General features: G+C 71.0%; 14 protein-coding genes. 6 read left to right on the forward strand and 8 right to left on the reverse strand.

Going from position 1 to position 17,919, the window contains the following annotated elements:
- Positions 1-10 precede the first annotated feature (10 nt).
- Positions 11-4,210, forward strand: coding sequence for a HAMP domain-containing protein (locus BM333_RS13810; RefSeq protein WP_245777285.1), 4,200 nt, complete (start codon positions 11-13; stop codon positions 4,208-4,210).
- Entirely contained in the window at positions 4,207-6,210 is a 2,004-nt protein-coding gene (locus BM333_RS13815) for a response regulator (protein ID WP_092312931.1), read from the forward strand. Before BM333_RS13810 ends, BM333_RS13815 begins: the two co-directional genes overlap by 4 nt.
- A gap of 21 nt (positions 6,211-6,231) precedes the next feature.
- Here the strand turns inward: BM333_RS13815 and BM333_RS13820 are convergent, their stop codons facing one another.
- From BM333_RS13820 to BM333_RS13835, 4 genes are read right to left on the reverse strand one after another with little or no spacing between them, the layout of a single operon-like run.
- Positions 6,232-6,630, reverse strand: a complete 399-nt coding sequence (locus BM333_RS13820; RefSeq protein ID WP_092312934.1) for a DUF2177 family protein — start codon at positions 6,628-6,630, stop codon at positions 6,232-6,234.
- A 13-nt stretch (positions 6,631-6,643) separates the two neighbouring features.
- A complete protein-coding gene (locus BM333_RS13825) occupies positions 6,644-7,429 on the reverse strand; it encodes a DUF1295 domain-containing protein (protein ID WP_092312937.1) in 786 nt (261 codons plus the stop codon).
- Positions 7,430-7,489: 60 nt separating this feature from the next.
- On the reverse strand, positions 7,490-8,131 hold the full coding sequence (chrR, locus tag BM333_RS13830; protein ID WP_092312940.1) for a cadmium/peroxide/UV radiation responsive anti-sigma factor ChrR: 642 nt from the start codon (positions 8,129-8,131) through the stop codon (positions 7,490-7,492).
- Positions 8,128-8,688, reverse strand: coding sequence for a sigma-70 family RNA polymerase sigma factor (locus BM333_RS13835; protein ID WP_245777286.1), 561 nt, complete (start codon positions 8,686-8,688; stop codon positions 8,128-8,130). Before BM333_RS13835 ends, chrR begins: the two co-directional genes overlap by 4 nt.
- 138 nt (positions 8,689-8,826) lie before the next feature.
- On the opposite strand from BM333_RS13835, the gene BM333_RS13840 reads away from it, so the two are divergent.
- Positions 8,827-10,161 (forward strand): NAD(P)/FAD-dependent oxidoreductase, encoded by a 1,335-nt coding sequence (locus tag BM333_RS13840; protein ID WP_092312946.1) that lies wholly within the window; start codon positions 8,827-8,829, stop codon positions 10,159-10,161.
- On the forward strand, positions 10,158-10,982 hold the full coding sequence (locus BM333_RS13845; RefSeq protein WP_092312949.1) for a DUF1365 domain-containing protein: 825 nt from the start codon (positions 10,158-10,160) through the stop codon (positions 10,980-10,982). The genes BM333_RS13840 and BM333_RS13845 overlap by 4 nt, the downstream gene beginning before the upstream one ends.
- Here BM333_RS13845 and BM333_RS13850 read toward each other — a convergent pair.
- From BM333_RS13850 to BM333_RS13860, 3 genes are all read right to left on the reverse strand, one after another.
- Positions 10,967-12,409: an aldehyde dehydrogenase family protein gene (locus tag BM333_RS13850; protein ID WP_092312952.1), complete on the reverse strand. Its 1,443-nt coding sequence runs from the start codon at positions 12,407-12,409 to the stop codon at positions 10,967-10,969. The two genes, BM333_RS13845 and BM333_RS13850, sit on opposite strands and share 16 nt — an antisense overlap.
- A gap of 63 nt (positions 12,410-12,472) precedes the next feature.
- Positions 12,473-13,891, reverse strand: coding sequence for a dicarboxylate/amino acid:cation symporter (locus tag BM333_RS13855; RefSeq protein WP_092312955.1), 1,419 nt, complete (start codon positions 13,889-13,891; stop codon positions 12,473-12,475).
- Between the two features lie 49 nt (positions 13,892-13,940).
- Positions 13,941-14,849, reverse strand: a complete 909-nt coding sequence (locus BM333_RS13860) for an ROK family protein (protein WP_092312959.1) — start codon at positions 14,847-14,849, stop codon at positions 13,941-13,943.
- Between the two features lie 88 nt (positions 14,850-14,937).
- Here BM333_RS13860 and cysD point away from each other — a divergent pair, with 88 nt between their 5' ends.
- Both cysD and cysC read left to right on the forward strand, forming a co-directional pair.
- Complete coding sequence (gene cysD / locus BM333_RS13865) at positions 14,938-15,846, forward strand: sulfate adenylyltransferase subunit CysD (protein WP_092312962.1); 909 nt, start codon at positions 14,938-14,940, stop codon at positions 15,844-15,846.
- Positions 15,846-17,669 (forward strand): adenylyl-sulfate kinase, encoded by a 1,824-nt coding sequence (gene cysC / locus BM333_RS13870; RefSeq protein WP_092312965.1) that lies wholly within the window; start codon positions 15,846-15,848, stop codon positions 17,667-17,669. The genes cysD and cysC overlap by 1 nt, the downstream gene beginning before the upstream one ends.
- Here cysC and BM333_RS13875 read toward each other — a convergent pair.
- A complete protein-coding gene (locus BM333_RS13875) occupies positions 17,635-17,850 on the reverse strand; it encodes a SemiSWEET family sugar transporter (RefSeq protein ID WP_425425137.1) in 216 nt (71 codons plus the stop codon). The two genes, cysC and BM333_RS13875, sit on opposite strands and share 35 nt — an antisense overlap.
- Positions 17,851-17,919: the final 69 nt, after the last annotated feature.

The raw sequence follows: 17,919 nt of genomic DNA on the forward strand, positions 1-17,919 counted from the left end.
AGTGTCGCGCGTGGCCCGCGAGGTCGGGACCGAGGGCAAGCTGGGCGGCCAGGCCAACGTGCGCGGGGTCGGCGGCGCCTGGAAGGACCTGACCGACAACGTGAATTCCATGGCCGCGAACCTGACCGGCCAGGTGCGCAACATCGCCGAGGTCACCACCGCGGTGGCCAACGGCGACCTGTCCAAGAAGATCACCGTCGACGTGAAGGGCGAGATCCTCGAGCTGAAGTCGACCATCAACGTGATGGTGGACCAGCTGAACGCCTTCGCCTCCGAAGTGACGCGCGTGGCCCGCGAGGTCGGCACCGAGGGCAAGCTGGGCGGCCAGGCCCAGGTCACCGGCGTGACCGGCACGTGGAAGGACCTGACCGACAACGTCAACCTGATGGCCGACAACCTCACCGGCCAGGTCCGCAACATCGCGGAAGTGACCACCGCCGTGGCCAACGGCGATCTGTCGAAGAAGATCACCGTCGACGTGAAGGGCGAGATCCTCGAGCTGAAGTCGACCATCAACACCATGGTGGACCAGCTCAACGCCTTCGCCTCGGAAGTCACCCGCGTGGCGCGCGAGGTCGGCACCGAGGGCAAGCTGGGCGGCCAGGCCAATGTGAAAGGCGTGGCCGGCACCTGGAAGGACCTGACCGACAACGTGAACTTCATGGCCGGCAACCTGACCGGCCAGGTCCGCAACATCGCCGAGGTCACCACCGCCGTGGCCAAGGGCGACCTCTCCAAGAAGATCACCGTCGACGTGAAGGGCGAGATCCTCGAGCTGAAGAACACCATCAACACCATGGTGGACCAGCTCAACGCCTTCGCCTCGGAAGTCACCCGCGTGGCCAAGGAGGTCGGCACCGAGGGCAAGCTGGGCGGTCAGGCCCAGGTCCCGGGCGTGACCGGGGCATGGAAGGACCTCACCGACAACGTGAACATGATGGCCGCCAACCTGACCGGCCAGGTCCGCGGCATCGCCCAGGTGGTGACCTCGGTGGCCAACGGCGATCTCAAGCGCAAGCTGACCCTCGACGCCAAGGGCGAGATCGCGTCCCTGGCCGACACCATCAACGGCATGATCGAGACCCTGGCCATCTTCGCCGACCAGGTGACCAACGTGGCCCGCGAGGTGGGTTCGGAAGGCAAGCTGGGCGGCCAGGCGCGCGTGCCCGGCGCGGCCGGCCTGTGGCGCGATCTGACCGACAACGTCAACCAGCTGGCCGGCAACCTGACCACCCAGGTGCGCGCCATCGCCGAGGTCTCGACCGCCGTGACCAAGGGCGACCTGACGCGGTCCATCACCGTCGAGGCCTCGGGCGAGGTCGCGGCGCTGAAGGACAACATCAACGAGATGATCCGCAACCTGAAGGATCAGACGCTGAAGAACACCGAGCAGGACTGGCTGAAGACCAACCTCGCCCGGTTCACCCGCATGCTGCAGGGCGAGCGCGATCTCGCCACCGTCTCCAACATGGTGCTGTCCGAGCTGGCGCCGCTGATCAACGCCCAGCACGCCGTCTTCTACGTCGCCAACCGGGACGAGGAGGACCAGCCGGTGCTGGTGCTGGCGGCGGCCTACGCCTCGACCGAGCGCGAGCAGGCGTCGCCCACCTTCCGCTTCGGCGAGAGCCTGATCGGCCAGTGCGCCAAGGAGAAGGACCGCATCATCCTGACCAATGTGCCGCGCGACTACATCCAGGTCGGCTCCGGCCTGGGAGCCTCGGCGCCGCTCAACATCATCGTTCTGCCGGCCCTGTTCGAGGGCGAGGTCAAGGCGGTGATCGAACTCGCGACCTTCGGCGAGTTCTCGGAAACCCACCAGTCCTTCCTCAGCCAGCTGATGGAATCCGTCGGCATCGTCCTGAACACCATCGCCGCCAACATGCGGACGGAAGGCCTGCTGACCCAGTCGCAGCTGCTCACCTCCGAGCTGCAGGCCCAGCAGGAGGAGCTGAAGACCACCAACGACCGCCTGGAGCAGCAGGCCGCCTCCCTGCGTCAGTCCGAGGAGCTGCTGCGGGCCAAGCAGGAGGAGCTGCAGAGGTCCAACGCCGAACTGGAGGAGAAGGCGCAGCTTCTCTCGGCCCAGAACAAGCAGGTCGAAGCCAAGAATTTCGAGGTCGAGCAGGCCCGCTTCGCCCTCGAGGAAAAGGCCGAACAGCTGGCCCTGACGTCCAAGTACAAGTCCGAGTTCCTGGCCAACATGAGCCACGAACTGCGCACCCCGCTGAACAGCCTGCTCATCTTGTCGAAGATGCTCAGCGAGAACACCCAGGGCAACCTGACCGACAAGCAGGTGGAGTTCGCCCGCAACATCCACGCCGCCGGCTCGGACCTCCTCGGCCTGATCAACGACATCCTCGACCTGTCCAAGATCGAGTCCGGCACGGTCACGCTCGACATCGGCGAGATGCAGTTCGTCGATCTGGAAGACCAGATGAAGCGGACCTTCTCCCAGATCGCCCAGGACAAGAAGCTCGACTTCACCATCGAACTGGACCCGGACCTCCCGGCGGCGATGTACACCGACGACAAGCGCCTCCAGCAGATCATCAAGAACCTGCTGTCCAACGCCTTCAAGTTCACGGCCACCGGCGGGGTGTCCTTCCGCGTGGCCCGCGCCGCGGCAGGCTGGAGCGCCGACAACGAGCACCTCAACAACGCCGGTCAGGTGCTGGCCTTCTCTGTCCGCGACACCGGCATCGGCATCCCCGAGGACAAGCAACGGATCATCTTCGAGGCCTTCCAGCAGGCCGACGGCACCACCAGTCGCAAATACGGCGGCACCGGCCTCGGTCTCTCGATCAGCCGCGAGATCACCCGCACCCTCGGCGGCGAACTGACGGTGCAGAGCGAGCCCGGCGAGGGCTCCGCCTTCACCCTCTATCTCCCGCTGAACTTCAGTCCGGCCGCGGCCCCGTCCGCCGCCGCGGCGGGCAGCAAGTCCGTGGTCATCCGCCAGCGCGAGACCGAGGGCGCGGCCGAGATCGTCGAAACCGTCGGCGACGATCGGGACAGCCTCGCGCCGGGCGACGCCGTGATCCTGATCATCGAGGACGATCCCCGCTTCGCCCGCATCCTGCTGGCGCTGGTGCACGACGCCGGCTTCAAGGCCGTCGTCACCCAGCAGGGCGTGGCGGCCATCGCCCTCGCCCGGCGCTACGGGCCGAAGGCGATCATGCTCGACGTCGGCCTCCCCGACATGGACGGCCTGGCCCTGCTCGACCTGCTCAAGCGCACGCCGGAGACGCGGCACATTCCGGTGCATGTGATGTCGGCGGACGACCAGGCCAGTCTCAGCCTCGCCATCGGCGCCGTGGGAGTCACGCCCAAGCCTGTCGCGCAGGAGGACGTCACCGCCAGTCTTGACCAGGTCCGCACCCTCGCCGCCGCGTCGGATCGCCGCCTCGTGTTCGTCGGCCGTCCCGGGCCGACGCTGGCGACGTTGAAATCCGCCTTCTCCAACGTCACGCGGGTCGACGAGCTGAAGGGCCTCAAGCGGCTCAAGCTGCGCCCGGCGGACGGCGTCGTCGTGGACGCCGCCGTCGCGTCTCCCGCCGCTCTCGTGTCCTGGCTGAAGACCGCCAGCGGGCCCGTGGTTCTCTATGTCGAGGAGACGCTGGCGCCGGCCGACGAGCGACGCCTGCGGCTCGCCGTCTTCTCCGGGCTCGCCCGGATCGCCCGCACCCCCGCCCAGCTCATGGACCAGGCGGCGTTGCTGCTGCACGAGCCGATCGAGAACCTGAAACCGGCGGCCCGCGACGACCTGAACCAGGTGCGCAAGGTCGATGCGATCCTCACCGGCAGGACGGCGCTCGTCATCGACGACGACATCCGCAACATCTTCTCCATGGCCAGCGCCCTTGAGGAGTTCGGCGTCGGCCTTCACTACGCCGAAAGCGGCCGCGCCGGTCTCGAGTTGCTGAACCAGCATCCCGACATCGATGTCGTCCTCGTCGACATCATGATGCCGGACATGGACGGCTACGAGACCATGCGGGAAATCCGCGCCGACGCCCGCTTCAACGACCTGCCGATCATCGCCGTGACCGCCAAGGCGATGAAGGGCGACCGCGCCAAATGCATCCAGGCCGGCGCCTCCGACTACGTCTCCAAGCCCGTCGACATCGACTTCCTCATCTCGGTCATGCGGGTATCGATCCAGCGGGCGGACGCCCATCGTCTGGCCGTGCGCGAGCAGGCGGGCTCATGACCGCCTCCTCCGGCCCGTCGGGCTCCACGGGCCTCAAGGCCAGAATCCTGATCGTCGACGACGACGAGCGCAACGCCTTCGCCGCGACCGAGGCGCTGAAGGTGCTCGGCCACGACCTGAGGGTGGCGCGATCCGGCCCGGACGCGCTGAGGCTGCTGCTCGCCGAGGAGTTCGCGGTCATCCTGCTCGACCTGCACATGCCGGGAATGGACGGCTACGAGACGGCGCGCCTGATCCGCGAACATCCCCGCACCCGGGACACGCCGATCGTCTTCGTGACCGCGGTCTTCCGCGACGAGACGCACATTTTCCAGGCCTACCAGGCCGGGGCCGTCGACGTCGTGTTCAAGCCGGTCGACCCGTTCATCCTGCGGTCCAAGGTGTCGGTGCTGGTCGACCTGTACCTGAAGACCCTGCAGATCCATCACCAGGCGGCGGAACAGACGAAGCTGCTCACCGAGAACGCCGCGATCGCCGAGGCCCGTCTGGCGGCGGAAATGGAGCTGAGACAGACCCGCGAGCGTCAGGACGCCATCCTGCGATCGTTGCCGGTGGTCTTCACCTCGCGCGCGCGCCAGCATCCCTTCCCGGCCCTGTTCGTCAGCGACAGCATCGCGCCGCTCACCGGGTTCGAGCCGTCACGCTTCATCGAGGACCCGGAGATCGGCCTCGGCCGCATCCACCCGGGCGACATCCAGGGCGTGGTCGACTGTCTGATGCAGGCCAGCGAGACGGGCGCCTATGCGTGCGAGTACCGGTGGATGTGCGCCGACGGCCAATATCGCATCTTCCTCGACCAGGGCGTCTGGGTCCCCGACGAGAGCGGCGCCGACGGGGAGATCTTCGGCACCCTGCTCGACGTCACGGATCGCCGCCGTCTGGAGGAACAGCTGTCGCACGCGCGCAAGATGGAGGCGGTCGGCCAGCTGACGGGCGGCATCGCCCACGACTTCAACAACCTGCTCACCGTCGTCCTCGGCAACGCCGACATCCTCCTGCGCAAGGCGGAGCAGCCGTTCGAGCGGCGCCAGCTGGAAGCGATCAGGCTCGCCGCCGACCGGGGCCAGACCCTGACCCGCCAGCTGCTGGCCTTCGCGCGCCGGCAGGCCCTCGCCCCCGAAGCCGTCGACCTCAACCGTCTGGTCGACGGCTTCCTGCCCCTCATCCGGCAGGCCATGGGCGACGCCGTGGTTCTGGACTGGCGCCGCAGCCCCGAGCCGGTGTTCGTGATGGTCGACGCCAATCAGCTTGAGAACGCCTTGCTGAATCTCGCCGTCAACGCCCGCGACGCCATGGAGGGGACGGGTCGTCTGGTGCTCCAGGTCGGCCGGGCGGACGACCACGGCGTCATCACCGTATCGGACACCGGCTGCGGCATTTCGGCCGAAACCCGCGAACGCCTCTTCGAGCCCTTCTACACCACCAAGGAGGTGGGCCGGGGGTCGGGACTGGGCCTGTCGCAGGTCTACGGCTTCATCCAGCAGTCGGGCGGCCGCGTCGAGATCGACAGCGTCCTCGGCGAGGGATCGACCTTCCGGCTCATCCTGCCGCTGACTGAGCAGCGTCCGGTCGAGGCCAAGCGGGTCGAACTGGACGAGGAGGCTCCCCGCGGCACCGAGCGGCTGCTCATCGTCGAGGATGATCCTTCCGTGCTCGGCGTCAGCTTCGAGACCCTGCAGGGCCTCGGCTACCGTTGCGAGTACGCCATCGACGCCGAAGGCGCGCTGGCGCGGCTGGCGGCCGATCCCGACTTCGACCTGCTGTTCTCCGACGTCGTCATGCCGGGCCGCATCAACGGTATCGAGCTGGCGCGACGCTGCCGGGACTCCTATCCCGGCGTCGCCGTGCTGCTGACCTCCGGCTACGTAGGGGAGGAAGCGCTCGGCGACGTCCGCGAGTTCAACTTCATCGAGAAGCCCTACGCCCGCTCCACCCTGGCGCAGCGCCTGCGATCGATCCTCGACGCCCGGCACCAGGCGAAGGCCGGGGCGCTGGCCTGAGCGACCCCGGACGCGCCGCCGTCACCCGAACCGCGCCGCCAGCCAGTGGCCGGCCGCGGCGGCCGCGGCGGTGAGCACCGTCCCCCAGGCCACATCGATCAGGGTGACGTGCAGCGGCCAGACCTTCAGCGTGGCCTGGTTGGTGAGGTCGTAGGTCGCATAGGCCACGAAGCCCAGCGCCGCGCCCATGGTCGTCGCCCGCAACAACGAGCCGTCTCGCAGGGCGGGGCTGACGGCGATGAAGACGATGCCGCAGACGTAGATCAGGTAGAAGGCGACCGCCGCCCGCATGTCCGGCTTGTCGGCGAGCAGCTCGCCGATGGCGGGGCGATAGAGCCGCGGCCCGACCTGGGTCAGCCAGATGGCGTCCAGCACGGCCATGGCGGCGCCGCTTCCGATGAAGGCCCAGAGATAGCGCATGTGACTCTTCCTTTCAGCGCGGCTTGGGAGGCAGGGGAAAGAAGCGCGACACCCGCGCCTGGTAGGCCCGGTAGGCCTCGGGCCGGGACCGGAGCATCTCGGCTTCCAGCATGGGCACGCCGCTGACATGGTTGAGCAGCCACCACATCATCAGCGCCGCCGGCAGGGTCAGCCAGCTGGCCGGAACCGCGGGGTCGAAGGCCATGGCCGGCCAGGCCAGCCAGACCAGCCACTCGAAGAAGTAGTTCGGATGCCGGCTCCAGCCCCACAGGCCGCGGTCGGCGACCTTGCCGCGATTGCGAGGATCGCGCCGGAACGCCGCCATCTGCCGGTCCGCCAGCGCCTCGCCGCCGATGGCCAGCAGCACGATCGCCGCCGCCAGCGCGTCGCGGACGTCCAGCCCCGGATCCGGCCGCACCGCCGCCGCCCGCACCGCCAGCACCAGCACGACGACCGTCGCCGCCTGGATCATCAGAAACCGCCACGCCTTCGCGTTCCACCCGCCCCATTCGGCCTTGAGGCGCTCGTAACGCGGGTCCGGGCGCTCCGCCGCGGCCGTTCGCCACGCGAGGTAGGCCCCCAGCCTCACGCCCCACAGCGCGATGAGCGTCGCGGCCAGGGCCTGCCGTGAGAACACGGCGTCGGGCGCCGGCCACAGGGCCGCCGCCGCGGCGATCAGGCCGGCCGACAGCGCCCAGATGGCGTCGACCCAGCCGCCGTCGCCGGCAGCGCGCGCGACCGCCCACGCCGCCGACATGGCGGCGACCGAGGCGACGGCGGCGAACAGCAGGACGAGCATCGGCCTCCCGGGGATTGCGCATCAGCTACGCGCGGAGCGCCCCGGCGGATGCCCCCGGCGTCAGAGCTTGACGAAGGGCTGGAAAATCCGGCCGAGCCAGCCGTCCAGCAGGATTTGCCCGTCCAGCGCCGCCACGCACAGGCAGGGCGCATCGGACACCACCCGCGGCTGGTGCAGGGTCTCCTCCCCCGCCTCTTCCAGATCGCCGACGTCGAAGCGCTGGATCTCGGTCGCATAGGCGCCTTCCAGCACGCAGGTCAGCTCGACGCCGCCGTGCGTATGCCGCGGCGTCTGGCGGCCCGGCTGGATCTCCAGAAGGATGACCCGACAGTCCCCGTCGCGCGGCGCATGCACGTCGCGCACCCGAACGCCGGGCCCCATCCAGCGCCACGGACCCAGACCGTAGCGGCGCAACGGTTCGGGCAACCCCGGCATGTCGTTGGCCGGCGGCGCCGCCTCGACCCGGCCGGAATCGGTCTCGGCCCGGGCCAGCACCCGCGCCAGCGCGTCCGGCTGCATGGCCTGGGGTTCGAGCTCTTCCAGCAGGCGTCCGCCCACGCCCTGCAGACGGCGGGCGACCGCCGCCACGCGGGGGCGCAGCGCCAGATGCGTGGCCACGACCACGGCCTCCGGCGGGCTCAGGGTTCCCGCCGCATAGGACAGCAGGCGTTCGTCCGAGACATTGTGTTGCGCCGCCGTCATGGGGTTTCCCTCAGCGGCTCGAGGGCGATGCGAAGCTTGATCATGGCCTTGCGGATACGGGATTTCACGGTGCCCAGGGGCAGGTTCAATTTGCGAGCGATCTCCGAATGGGCGTCGCCCTGGAAGAAGGCCAGCCGGAGCAGGTCCAGTTGCTCCGGCGGCAGTTCGGACATGGCGGCGTTCAGGCGCGCCGCCTCCTCGGCTTCCGACACCAGGGCGTCGGGCTGCTCCGGTTCCTCCAGCGCGAGGCTCATCTCGGGCGCCGGCAACGGCCGCGATTCCCGGCGCAGGGCGTCGAGGCGCCGGTTGCGGGCGATGGTGAAGATCCAGGTGGCGGCGGACGCGCGCCGCGGATCGAACAGGTCGGCCTTGCGCCACACCGTCAGCATGGCGTCCTGCGCGAAGTCCTCGGCGGCTCCGGGCGGGGCGCCCGCCCGCATCAGATAGGCCTTCAGCCGCGGCGCGAAATGCTCGAACAGGCGGGCGAAGGCGTCGCGGTCGCGGGTCGCCGCCACCGCCTCGATCAGGCGGCCGTAGTCGTCGACGGCGCCGGTCACGGCGCGCCTCTCGGATCGGGGAGCGATTTCGATCTGGCCATGCATGTCCGGCTTCTACGTCGCCCGGGGGCGATCGGATTTCGGCATCCGGCGGCGGGGCCGCTGCGTATCGGAGCCGAAAATCTCGCCGGAGTCTCCATGTCTGTCAGTACGCCCGGGTCGGGAAGCGACCGTCGGCTGAATATCGCAGTGATCGGTTCGGGGATAGCGGCGCTCTCCTGCGCCTGGCTGCTGTCGGACCGTCATCGCGTGGTGGTCTATGAGCGGGCCGACCGGCTGGGCGGTCACTCCAACACCGTCGAGGTGCGGTCGCCCGCCGGCTCCGACACCGCCGTGGACACCGGCTTCATCGTCTTCAACGACGCCACCTACCCCAACCTCGTCGCCCTGTTCGACCATCTCGGCGTCCGCAGCCGGGCCACCGACATGTCCTTCGCCGTGTCTCTGGACCAGGGCCGCTTCGAATACGCCGCGCCGGCCCTGTTCGCCCAGCGCCGCAACGCCTTCAGGCCGCGCTTCTGGAACATGCTCTCCGAGATCATGCGCTTTTATCGCGAGGCGCCGCTGAGCATCGCCCGCGCCGATCCGGACCTGACGCTCGGCGACTTCCTGAAGCGCGAGGGTTTCAGCGAAGCCTTCCGCGACGATCACCTGTTGCCGATGGCCGCCGCGGTCTGGTCCTCGCCGGCCAGCACCCTGCTCGACTACCCCGCGGAGTCCTTCATCCGATTCTGCAGCAACCACGGCCTGCTGAGGCTCACCGGCCGGCCGGTGTGGCGGACCGTCGAGGGCGGCAGCCGGACCTATGTCGCCCGGCTCGCCGAGGAGCTGGACCATGTCCGTCTGGCGCGGTCCGTGGCCTCGGTCCGGCGGGTGGACGGCAAGGTCGAGGTGCGCGACCTGCAGGGCGGCGTCGAGCGCTTCGACCACGTCGTCATCGGCGCCCACGCCGACCAGGCGCTGGCCATGCTGGCCGAGCCGACCGTCGAGCAGAGGACGCTTCTCGGCGCCTTCCGCTACAGCCGCAACCTGACCGTCCTTCACTCCGACGCCGGGCTGATGCCCCGCCGGCGGCGGGCCTGGGCGGCGTGGAACTACATCGGCGTCGACGACGGTCTCTGCGTCACCTACTGGATGAACCGCCTGCAGGGTCTCGCGGGACAGGATCTGTTCGTCACCCTGAACCCGCCGCGGCCGCCGCGGCCCGAGACCCTGCTGCGCACCGAGCTGTACGAGCATCCCGTGTTCGACCCCGCCGCCATCCGCGCCCAGAAGCGCCTGTGGGACCTGCAGGGACAGGACGGCGTCTGGTTCTGCGGCGCGTACTTCGGCGCCGGCTTCCACGAGGACGGCCTGCAGGCGGGCCTTGCCGTCGCCGAGCAGCTCGGCGGCGTCCGCCGTCCCTGGTCGGTCCCGAACGAAAGCGGTCGCATCCACCTGCAGGCCGCCCGAAGCCGGGCGGAGGCGGCGTGATCTCGGCCCTGTACACGGGCGACGTGGTCCACGCGCGGCTCCGCCCGCGGCGGCACAGGTTGCGCTACCGCGTCTTCTGGCTGCTGCTCGACCTCGCCGAACTGGACGCGGTGGACGGCCGGCTGCGGCTGTTCTCGCGCAACCGGTTCAACCTGCTGGGCTTCCACGACCGGGATCACGGCGACGGCTCCGGCCGGCCGCTGCGCGAGCAGATCGTCGAGCTGCTGGCCCGCGAGGGCGTCGACATCGGCGCCGGCGCCGTCCGCCTGCTCACCATGCCGCGGGTGCTCGGCTACGTCTTCAACCCGATCAGCCTCTACTACTGCCACCGACCCGACGGCCGGCTGGCGGCCATGGTCTACGAGGTCACCAGCACCTTCGGCGAGCGGCACGCCTATGTCCTACCCGTCGCCGCCGAAGACGCCGCGGAGGACCGCATCCGACAGGCCGCCGACAAGCGCCTCTACGTCTCCCCGTTCATGGGCATGGGCATGCGCTACGGCTTCCGCGGCAAGGCGCCGTCGGACGCCCTCACCCTCCTCATCGACGGCTTCGACGACGAGGGCCTGCTGATCGCCACGGCGATGCGCGGTCGCCGCCGCCCGCTGACCGACCGGACGGTCCTGACCACGGCGCTGTCCATCCCCCTGCTCACCCTCAAGGTGACGGCAGGGATCCACTGGGAGGCGTTGCGGCTCTGGCTCAAGGGAGTGCCGCTGACGTCGCGCGCCCTTCCACGCGCCGCCGCCGCGGCGCCCCCGTCGAAGACGGACCCGGCGGCGTGTCCCCACGCCGGCGCCTCCCGCTACAGGGCGGTGTAGGCCGTCTTCGTCCAGGTGAAGAACTCCACCGCCGCGAAGCCCTGCTCGCGCGGCCCGTAGCTGGACTTCTTCGTGCCGCCGAACGGCACGTGGTAGTCGACCCCGGCGGTCGGCAGGTTGACCATGGTCATCCCCGCCTTCGCCCGGCGCTGGAAGTCGCGGGCGTGCTTCAGGGAGCCGGTGACGATCCCCGCCGACAGGCCGAACTCGACCCCGTTGGCGATCTCCAGCGCCTCCTCGTAGCTCTTCACCCGGATGGTCGAGGCGACCGGGCCGAACACCTCCTCCGAGTTGATGCGCATCCCCGCCGCCGTCTCGGCGATCAGGGTCGGCTGCACGTACCAGCCGGGCGTCTCCAGCTGCGGCCGGTCCCCGCCGGCGACCACCCGGCCGCCTTCGCCGCGCGCGATCTCGATATAGCGGTACGACGTCTCCATCTGCGCCTCGCTGACCGCGGGCCCGATGTTGGTGGCGGGGTCCAGCGCCGGCCCGACCTTCAGCCCCCGCAGCCGCTCCGCCAGCGCCGCCACGAAGCGGTCGTGGATCCCGTCCTGCACGATCAACCGGCTCGACGCCGTGCAGCGCTGGCCGGTGGCGAAGAAGGAGCCGTCCAGCGCGATGGCCACGGCCCGGTCGAGGTCCGCGTCGTCCAGCACGATCAGCGGGTTCTTGCCGCCCATCTCCAGCTGCACCCGCGCCTGCCGCGCCGCCGCGCCCGCGGCCACGCCCGCGCCGACGCCCTGCGAGCCGGTGAACGAGAGGCCATCGACGTCCGGGTGGTCGACCAGCGCCTGGCCGACATTGCCGCGCCCGACGACCATGTTCAGCACGCCCTTCGGCAGGCCCGCCTCGTGCAGCACGGCGACCAGCGCCTCGGCGGTCGCCGGGGTGGGACCGGCCGGCTTCAGCACCACGGTGTTGCCGAAGGCCAGCGCCGGCGCCGCCTTCCACGCCGGGATGGCGATCGGGAAGTTCCACGGCGTGATCAGGCCGAACACGCCCACCGCCTCGCGGCGGGTCTGCACCTCCACGCCGGGCCGCACCGAGGCCAGGTTCTGGCCGTGCAGGCGCAGCGCCTCGCCCGCGAAATACTTCAGGATGCGCCCGGCCCGCACCGTCTCCCCGATCCCCTCCGCGAGCGTCTTGCCCTCCTCGCGCGACAGCAGGGTCCCGATCGCCTCGCGCCGCTCCATCAGCAGCGTCCCGGCCCGGTCCAGAACGTCCGAACGGACCTCCGGCGACGCCCCCGCCCAGGCGGGGAAGGCCGCCTTCGCCGCCGCCACCGCCGCGTTGACCTCCGCCTCGCCCCCTTCGGGCCGCCGCGCCACGATCTCGCGCGTGTCCGACGGGTTCAGCCCCTCGCTCGGGCGCTCGGCGTCGACCTTCTCGCCGTCGATCCAGTGGCGGAGCTCGAGGGTGTCGGTCATGGAATCCTCCGGCGGCGCAGGCCGCCACTGGTACAGAAGCGGCGGCGCCGCGTCAGCCCCGCCTCAGTCGGCGGTGACATGCTCCCGGTCCCCCGGGCCCGCCGCCGGATCGGGCGCGGCCGCCAGCGGGGCGGGCCCGCCGCCGAGCGCCTCGGCGAGGGCGACGCGATCCAGCGTCCCCTCCCAGCGCGCCACCACCAGCGTGGCCACGGCGTTGCCGACGAAGTTGGTCAGCGCCCGGCACTCGCTCATGAAGCGGTCGATGCCGAGGATCAGGGCCATCCCCGCCACCGGCACCGACGGCACCACGGCCAGCGTCGCCGCCAGGGTGATGAACCCCGCCCCGGTGATCCCCGCCGCCCCCTTCGAGCTCAGCATGGCCACGAGCAGCAGCAGGATCTGGTCGCCGAGGCTCAGTTCGATGTTCATCGCCTGGGCGATGAACAGCGCGGCCAGCGTCATGTAGATGTTGGTGCCGTCGAGGTTGAACGAATAGCCCGTCGGCACCACCAGCCCGACCACCGACTTGGGGGCGCCGGCCCGCTCCAGCTTCTCCATCAGGCTGGGCAGGGCCGCCTCGGACGACGAGGTGCCGAGCACCAGCAGCAGCTCGGCCTTCAGATAGGCGATCAGCCGGAAGATCGAGAAGCCGAAGGCGCGCGCCACCAGCCCCAGCACGCCCAGCACGAAGACCAGCGAGGTCAGGTAGAAGGTCCCGACCAGCGCCGCGAGATTGACCACCGACTGCAGGCCGTAGGCGCCGATGGTGAAGGCGAAGGCCCCGAACGCCCCGACCGGCGCCGCCTTCATCAGGATGGCGACCAGCCGGAACACCACCTGGGACAGCGACTCCAGCGCCCGGGTCACCGGTCGCGCCGGCTCGCCGACAAGTGCCAGGGCGAGGCCGAACAGAATCGACACGAACAGCGTCTGCAGGATGTTGCCGCTGACGAAGGCGCCGACCAGCGAGTCGGGGATCACCCCCAGCAGGAAGCCGGTGATTGTCGTCTCGTGCGCCGCCTGGGCGTACTGGCTCACCGCGCCGGCGTCGAGCGTCGCCGGATCGATGTTCAGGCCCCGGCCCGGCCGCACCACATTGGCGATCACCAGCCCGACGATGAGGGCCAGGGTCGAGAAGGTCAGGAAGTAGGCGAACGCCCGCCCCGCCACCCGGCCGACCGAGCGGAGGTCGCTCATCCCGGCGATGCCGGTGGAGATGGTCAGGAAGATCACCGGGGCGATGATCATCTTGACCAGCTTGATGAAGCCGTCGCCCAGCGGCTTCAGGTCGCGCCCGAGATCAGGCCACAGGTAGCCCACCAGGCCGCCCGCGAGGATGGCCACGAGGACGAGAAAGTACAGGCTGCGCCAGAACGGCCGCGGCGGCGTCGGCGGCGGTGTGATCGGCTGCGCCGCGACCTCTGGCGCGGGCGCCGTCCGCCTGCGCGTCGCCGCTCCCGTGGTCCCCGGCTTCCGCGCCATGTCGCCTCCCTGCCTGAAACGCCAGCATGGGCGGAATCGGGCCCGGTCGCTAGCGCTCCAGCGCGTCGAGGGCCAGGGCGATGGCTCCCAGCGGACCGGCGCGAGGCCCCAGCGCCGGCGGCTGCACGAAGGCCTCGAGGTCCGCCGCGATCCGGTCGGACGTGGCGTAGCCGCCGAGGCTGTCGATCAGGCCCCGGCGCAGGCGGGGGAACAGCCACGGCTGCCCCTCGGCCACCCCGCCGCCGATCAGGATGCGCTGCGGGCAGGTGGTCAGGACGAGATTGTGCAGCATGCCCGACATCGCCCCGACCGCCGTCTCCCACGCCGGATGGTCCGGCGGGACCTGGTCCCCCGGCTGACCCGCCCGTGCGGCGATCGCCGGGCCCGAGGCCAGCCCCTCGACGCAGTCGCCATGATAGGGGCAGACGCCCGGCCAGTCGTCCCCCGGCCGCCGCGCCACCCGCAGGTGCCCCGCCTCGCTGTGGCCCAGTCCCCGCACGGTCCGACCGTCGACCACCGATCCCACGCCGATGCCGGTGCCGACGGTGACGTAGGCGTAGCTGCGCAGCCCCTGCGCCGCGCCCCAGCGCCCCTCCGCCAGCGCCGCCCCGTTGACGTCGGTGTCGACCGCCACGGGGCAGTCCAGTCCGGCTCCGAGCGACAGCAGGTCCGCCCCGCGCCAGCCCGGCTTCGGCGTCGCCGTCACCCGGCCGAAGTCCGCGGCGGCCGGGTCCAGCTCCAGCGGCCCGAAGCCGGCGATCCCGAGGGCGCGGAACCCCGGCCCGGCCCGCCAGCGCGCCAGCACCTCGCCGATCGCCGCGAGCGTCTCGTCCGCCCCCCGCGTCGGCAGTCGGACCTCCTCGACGATGCTGTCCGGCCCCGACGCCAGCAGGCACACGCATTTGGTGCCGCCCAGTTCGACGCCGGCCGCCGGCGCAAGGTCCCTGTGCTCGATCATCCGCTCACCCTGCCCCGCCGCGCGGCTCCGGGCCATCCCCCCGCGCAGGGCTTGGCGCCGGGCGATTCCGCCGTCACAGGTGCTGCCCATGGGCGACGAGCGTGACGCGGTGCTGGACGGACTGGAGGCCGAGGCCATCCATATCCTGCGCGAGGTCACCGCCGGACGCGAGCGGCCGGTGATGCTGTTCTCGGGCGGCAAGGACTCGGCGGTGATGCTGCACCTGGCCCGCAAGGCCTTCTTCCCGGCTCCGCCGCCCTTTCCCCTGCTCCACGTCGACACGACCTGGAAGTTCGCCGAGATGTACGCCTATCGCGACGCCGCCGCCGCGGCCGCCGGCATGCGCCTGATCGTCCATCGCAATCCCGAGGCCGAGGCCGCCGGCGTCAACCCCTTCGACCACGGCCCCGCGGTCCACACCGATCTCTGGAAGACCGCCGGCCTGAAGCAGGCGCTGGACCTTCACCGCTTCGGCGCTGCCTTCGGGGGAGCGCGCCGCGACGAGGAGAAGAGCCGCGCCAAGGAGCGCATCGTCTCGGTCCGCTCGCCGTCGCACGGCTGGGATCCCCGCGCCCAGCGGCCGGAGCTCTGGAGCCTGTACAACACCCGCGTCTCCGGCGGCGCGTCGCTGCGCGTCTTCCCCCTGTCGGACTGGACCGAACTCGACGTGTGGCGCTACGTGCGCCGCGAGAACATCGCCCTCCCGAGTCTCTACCTCGCCGCCGGGCGACGGGTGGTCGAGCGCGACGGCGTGCTGCTGCCGGTGGAGGACGACCGCTTCCCGCTCCGGCCGGGCGAGCGCGTCGAGACCCGCCGGGTGCGCTTCCGCACCCTCGGCTGCTGGCCCCTCACCGCCGCCGTCGAGAGCGACGCCGCGACCCTCGACGAGGTCATCGCCGAGGTCGCCGAAACCCGCCTGTCGGAGCGCCACGGCCGCATCATCGACCACGACTCCGCCGCCTCGATGGAGCGCAAGAAGCGCGAGGGCTACTTCTGATGGCCGCCTCCGGCATCGTCCGCCTCGTCGCCTGCGGCTCGGTCGACGACGGCAAGTCGACCCTGATCGGCCGCCTGCTCCACGACAGCGACGCGGTGCCGGCCGACACCCTGGCGGCGCTGGAGGCGGACGAGGCCGGCGACCCCGACCTGTCGCGCCTGCTCGACGGCCTCGGCGCCGAGCGCGAGCAGGGCATCACCATCGACGTCGCCTGGCGGTCGTTCGACATCGGCGAGCGCCGCTTCATCCTCGCCGACGCCCCCGGGCACGAGCAGTACACGCGCAACATGGTCACCGCCGCCTCGGCCGCCGACGTGGCCGTGGTGCTGCTCGACGCCACCCGGGGCCTGCTGACCCAGACCCGGCGGCACACCCGCCTGCTGGCCCTGCTGGGCGTCCGCCGCGTGTTTCTTGCGGTCAACAAGATGGACCGGGTCGACTGGTCCCGGGAGACCTTCGACCGCCTCGCCGGCGAATGGCTGGCCTTCGCCGCGGAGCTCGGTCTCTCCGATATCGCGGCCGTCCCGATCAGCGCCCGCGGCGGCGACAACGTCGTCGCCCGCAGCGTGCACATGGCTTGGTTCGAGGGGCCGACCCTCGTCGACTGGCTGGCGGCGACCCCGGCGCCGGCCCAGGCCGCCGGCCCCTTCCGCATGGCGGTGCAGTCGGTCATCCGCCATGGCGCCGGCTACCGCGGCCTGGCCGGCCGGGTCGCCGGCGGAACCGTCCGCCCCGGCGACCGCCTGCGCATCCTCCCCGCCGGGACCGAGGCCGCCGTCGCCCGCATCGTGACCTTCGACGGCGATCTTCCCCGGGCGGCCACAGGCCAGTCGATCAGCCTCGTCCTCGACCGCGCCGTCGACGTCTCCCGCGGGGACGTGCTGGCCGCCCCCGACGCCCCGCTCGACGTCGCCGACCAGTTCGAGGCCGACATCGTCTGGATGTCCGAGCACGCCCTTCTCCCCGGTCGGTCCTACTGGCTGCAGCTCGCGACCCAGACCGTCGCCGCCCGCATCGGCGACGTCCGCCGCCGCATCGACATCGACACCGGCGAAGCCCGGCCGGCCCGCACCTTCGCCCTTAACGACCTCGGCGTGGCGACCCTGTCGCTGGACGCGCCGATCCCCTTCGCCCCCTATGCCGAGAGCCGCGAGTTCGGCGGCTTCATCCTGATCGACCGCATCACCGACGAGACGGTCGGCGCCGGCATGATCCGCTTCGCCCTCCGCCGGGCCGCCACCGTGCGGCCGCAGCGCCTGTCCGTGGACCGCGACCAGCGCGCCGCCCTCAAGGGCCAGAAGCCGCTGGTGGTCTGGTTCACCGGCCTGTCCGGCGCCGGCAAGTCGACCATCGCCAACCTCGTCGACCAGCGACTGCTCGCCGACGGCCTGCACGCGGTCATGCTCGACGGCGACAACGTCCGGCGCGGCCTGAACCGCGATCTCGGCTTCACCGAGGCCGACCGGGTCGAGAACATCCGCCGCGTCGCCGAGGTCGCGCGGCTGATGACCGACGCCGGCCTGATCGTGCTCGTCGCCTTCATCTCGCCGTTCGAGGCCGAACGGCAGGCGGCCCGCGAGATCATGGCCCCCGGCGAGTTCCTCGAGGTGCACGTCGACGCCCCGCTGGCGGTGGTCGAGGCGCGCGACGTCAAGGGCCTCTACGCCCGCGCCCGGGCCGGAGAACTGGCCAACTTCACCGGCATCGCCAGTCCCTACGAGCCGCCCACGTCGCCCGACCTGCGCATCGACACCTCGGCCTGCACGCCCGCCCAGGCCGCGGAGGAGGTCATGCGGCTGATCCGCTCCGCGCTCGCCGACTGAACCGCCACTTCATCGCCAGCACGCCCGACGCCATCAGCAGGGCGCAGGTGTTGGCGAAGGTGACGGGCCAGGCCCCGGTCATCACGCCGTAAACCACCCACAGGGCGAAGCAGGTCACGGTCAGCGAGTAGGTCTTCAGCGACACCGCCGTGGCGTCCTGTTCCTTCCAGATCTTGATCATCTGGGGCGCGAAGCTGGTGATCGAGCACAGGGCCGCGCCGACCCCGAAGGCGTTCGCCACCACCTCGCT

The organism is Brevundimonas viscosa (assembly GCF_900116065.1).
Taxonomy (GTDB): domain Bacteria; phylum Pseudomonadota; class Alphaproteobacteria; order Caulobacterales; family Caulobacteraceae; genus Brevundimonas; species Brevundimonas viscosa.

Excerpts from the sequence above, each read along its gene's own strand:
- chrR (WP_092312940.1), bottom strand. The coding sequence starts at position 8,131 with ATGACGGCGGCGCAACACAATGTCTCGGACGAACGCCTGCTGTCCTAT.
- BM333_RS13850 (WP_092312952.1), bottom strand. The coding sequence starts at position 12,409 with ATGACCGACACCCTCGAGCTCCGCCACTGGATCGACGGCGAGAAGGTC.
- BM333_RS13855 (WP_092312955.1), bottom strand. The coding sequence starts at position 13,891 with ATGGCGCGGAAGCCGGGGACCACGGGAGCGGCGACGCGCAGGCGGACG.
- BM333_RS13860 (WP_092312959.1), bottom strand. The coding sequence starts at position 14,849 with ATGATCGAGCACAGGGACCTTGCGCCGGCGGCCGGCGTCGAACTGGGC.
- BM333_RS13840 (WP_092312946.1), top strand. The coding sequence starts at position 8,827 with ATGTCTGTCAGTACGCCCGGGTCGGGAAGCGACCGTCGGCTGAATATC.
- BM333_RS13875 (WP_425425137.1), bottom strand. The coding sequence starts at position 17,850 with ATGATCAAGATCTGGAAGGAACAGGACGCCACGGCGGTGTCGCTGAAG.
- BM333_RS13820 (WP_092312934.1), bottom strand. The coding sequence starts at position 6,630 with ATGCGCTATCTCTGGGCCTTCATCGGAAGCGGCGCCGCCATGGCCGTG.
- BM333_RS13815 (WP_092312931.1), top strand. The coding sequence starts at position 4,207 with ATGACCGCCTCCTCCGGCCCGTCGGGCTCCACGGGCCTCAAGGCCAGA.
- cysD (WP_092312962.1), top strand. The coding sequence starts at position 14,938 with ATGGGCGACGAGCGTGACGCGGTGCTGGACGGACTGGAGGCCGAGGCC.
- cysC (WP_092312965.1), top strand. The coding sequence starts at position 15,846 with ATGGCCGCCTCCGGCATCGTCCGCCTCGTCGCCTGCGGCTCGGTCGAC.
- BM333_RS13825 (WP_092312937.1), bottom strand. The coding sequence starts at position 7,429 with ATGCTCGTCCTGCTGTTCGCCGCCGTCGCCTCGGTCGCCGCCATGTCG.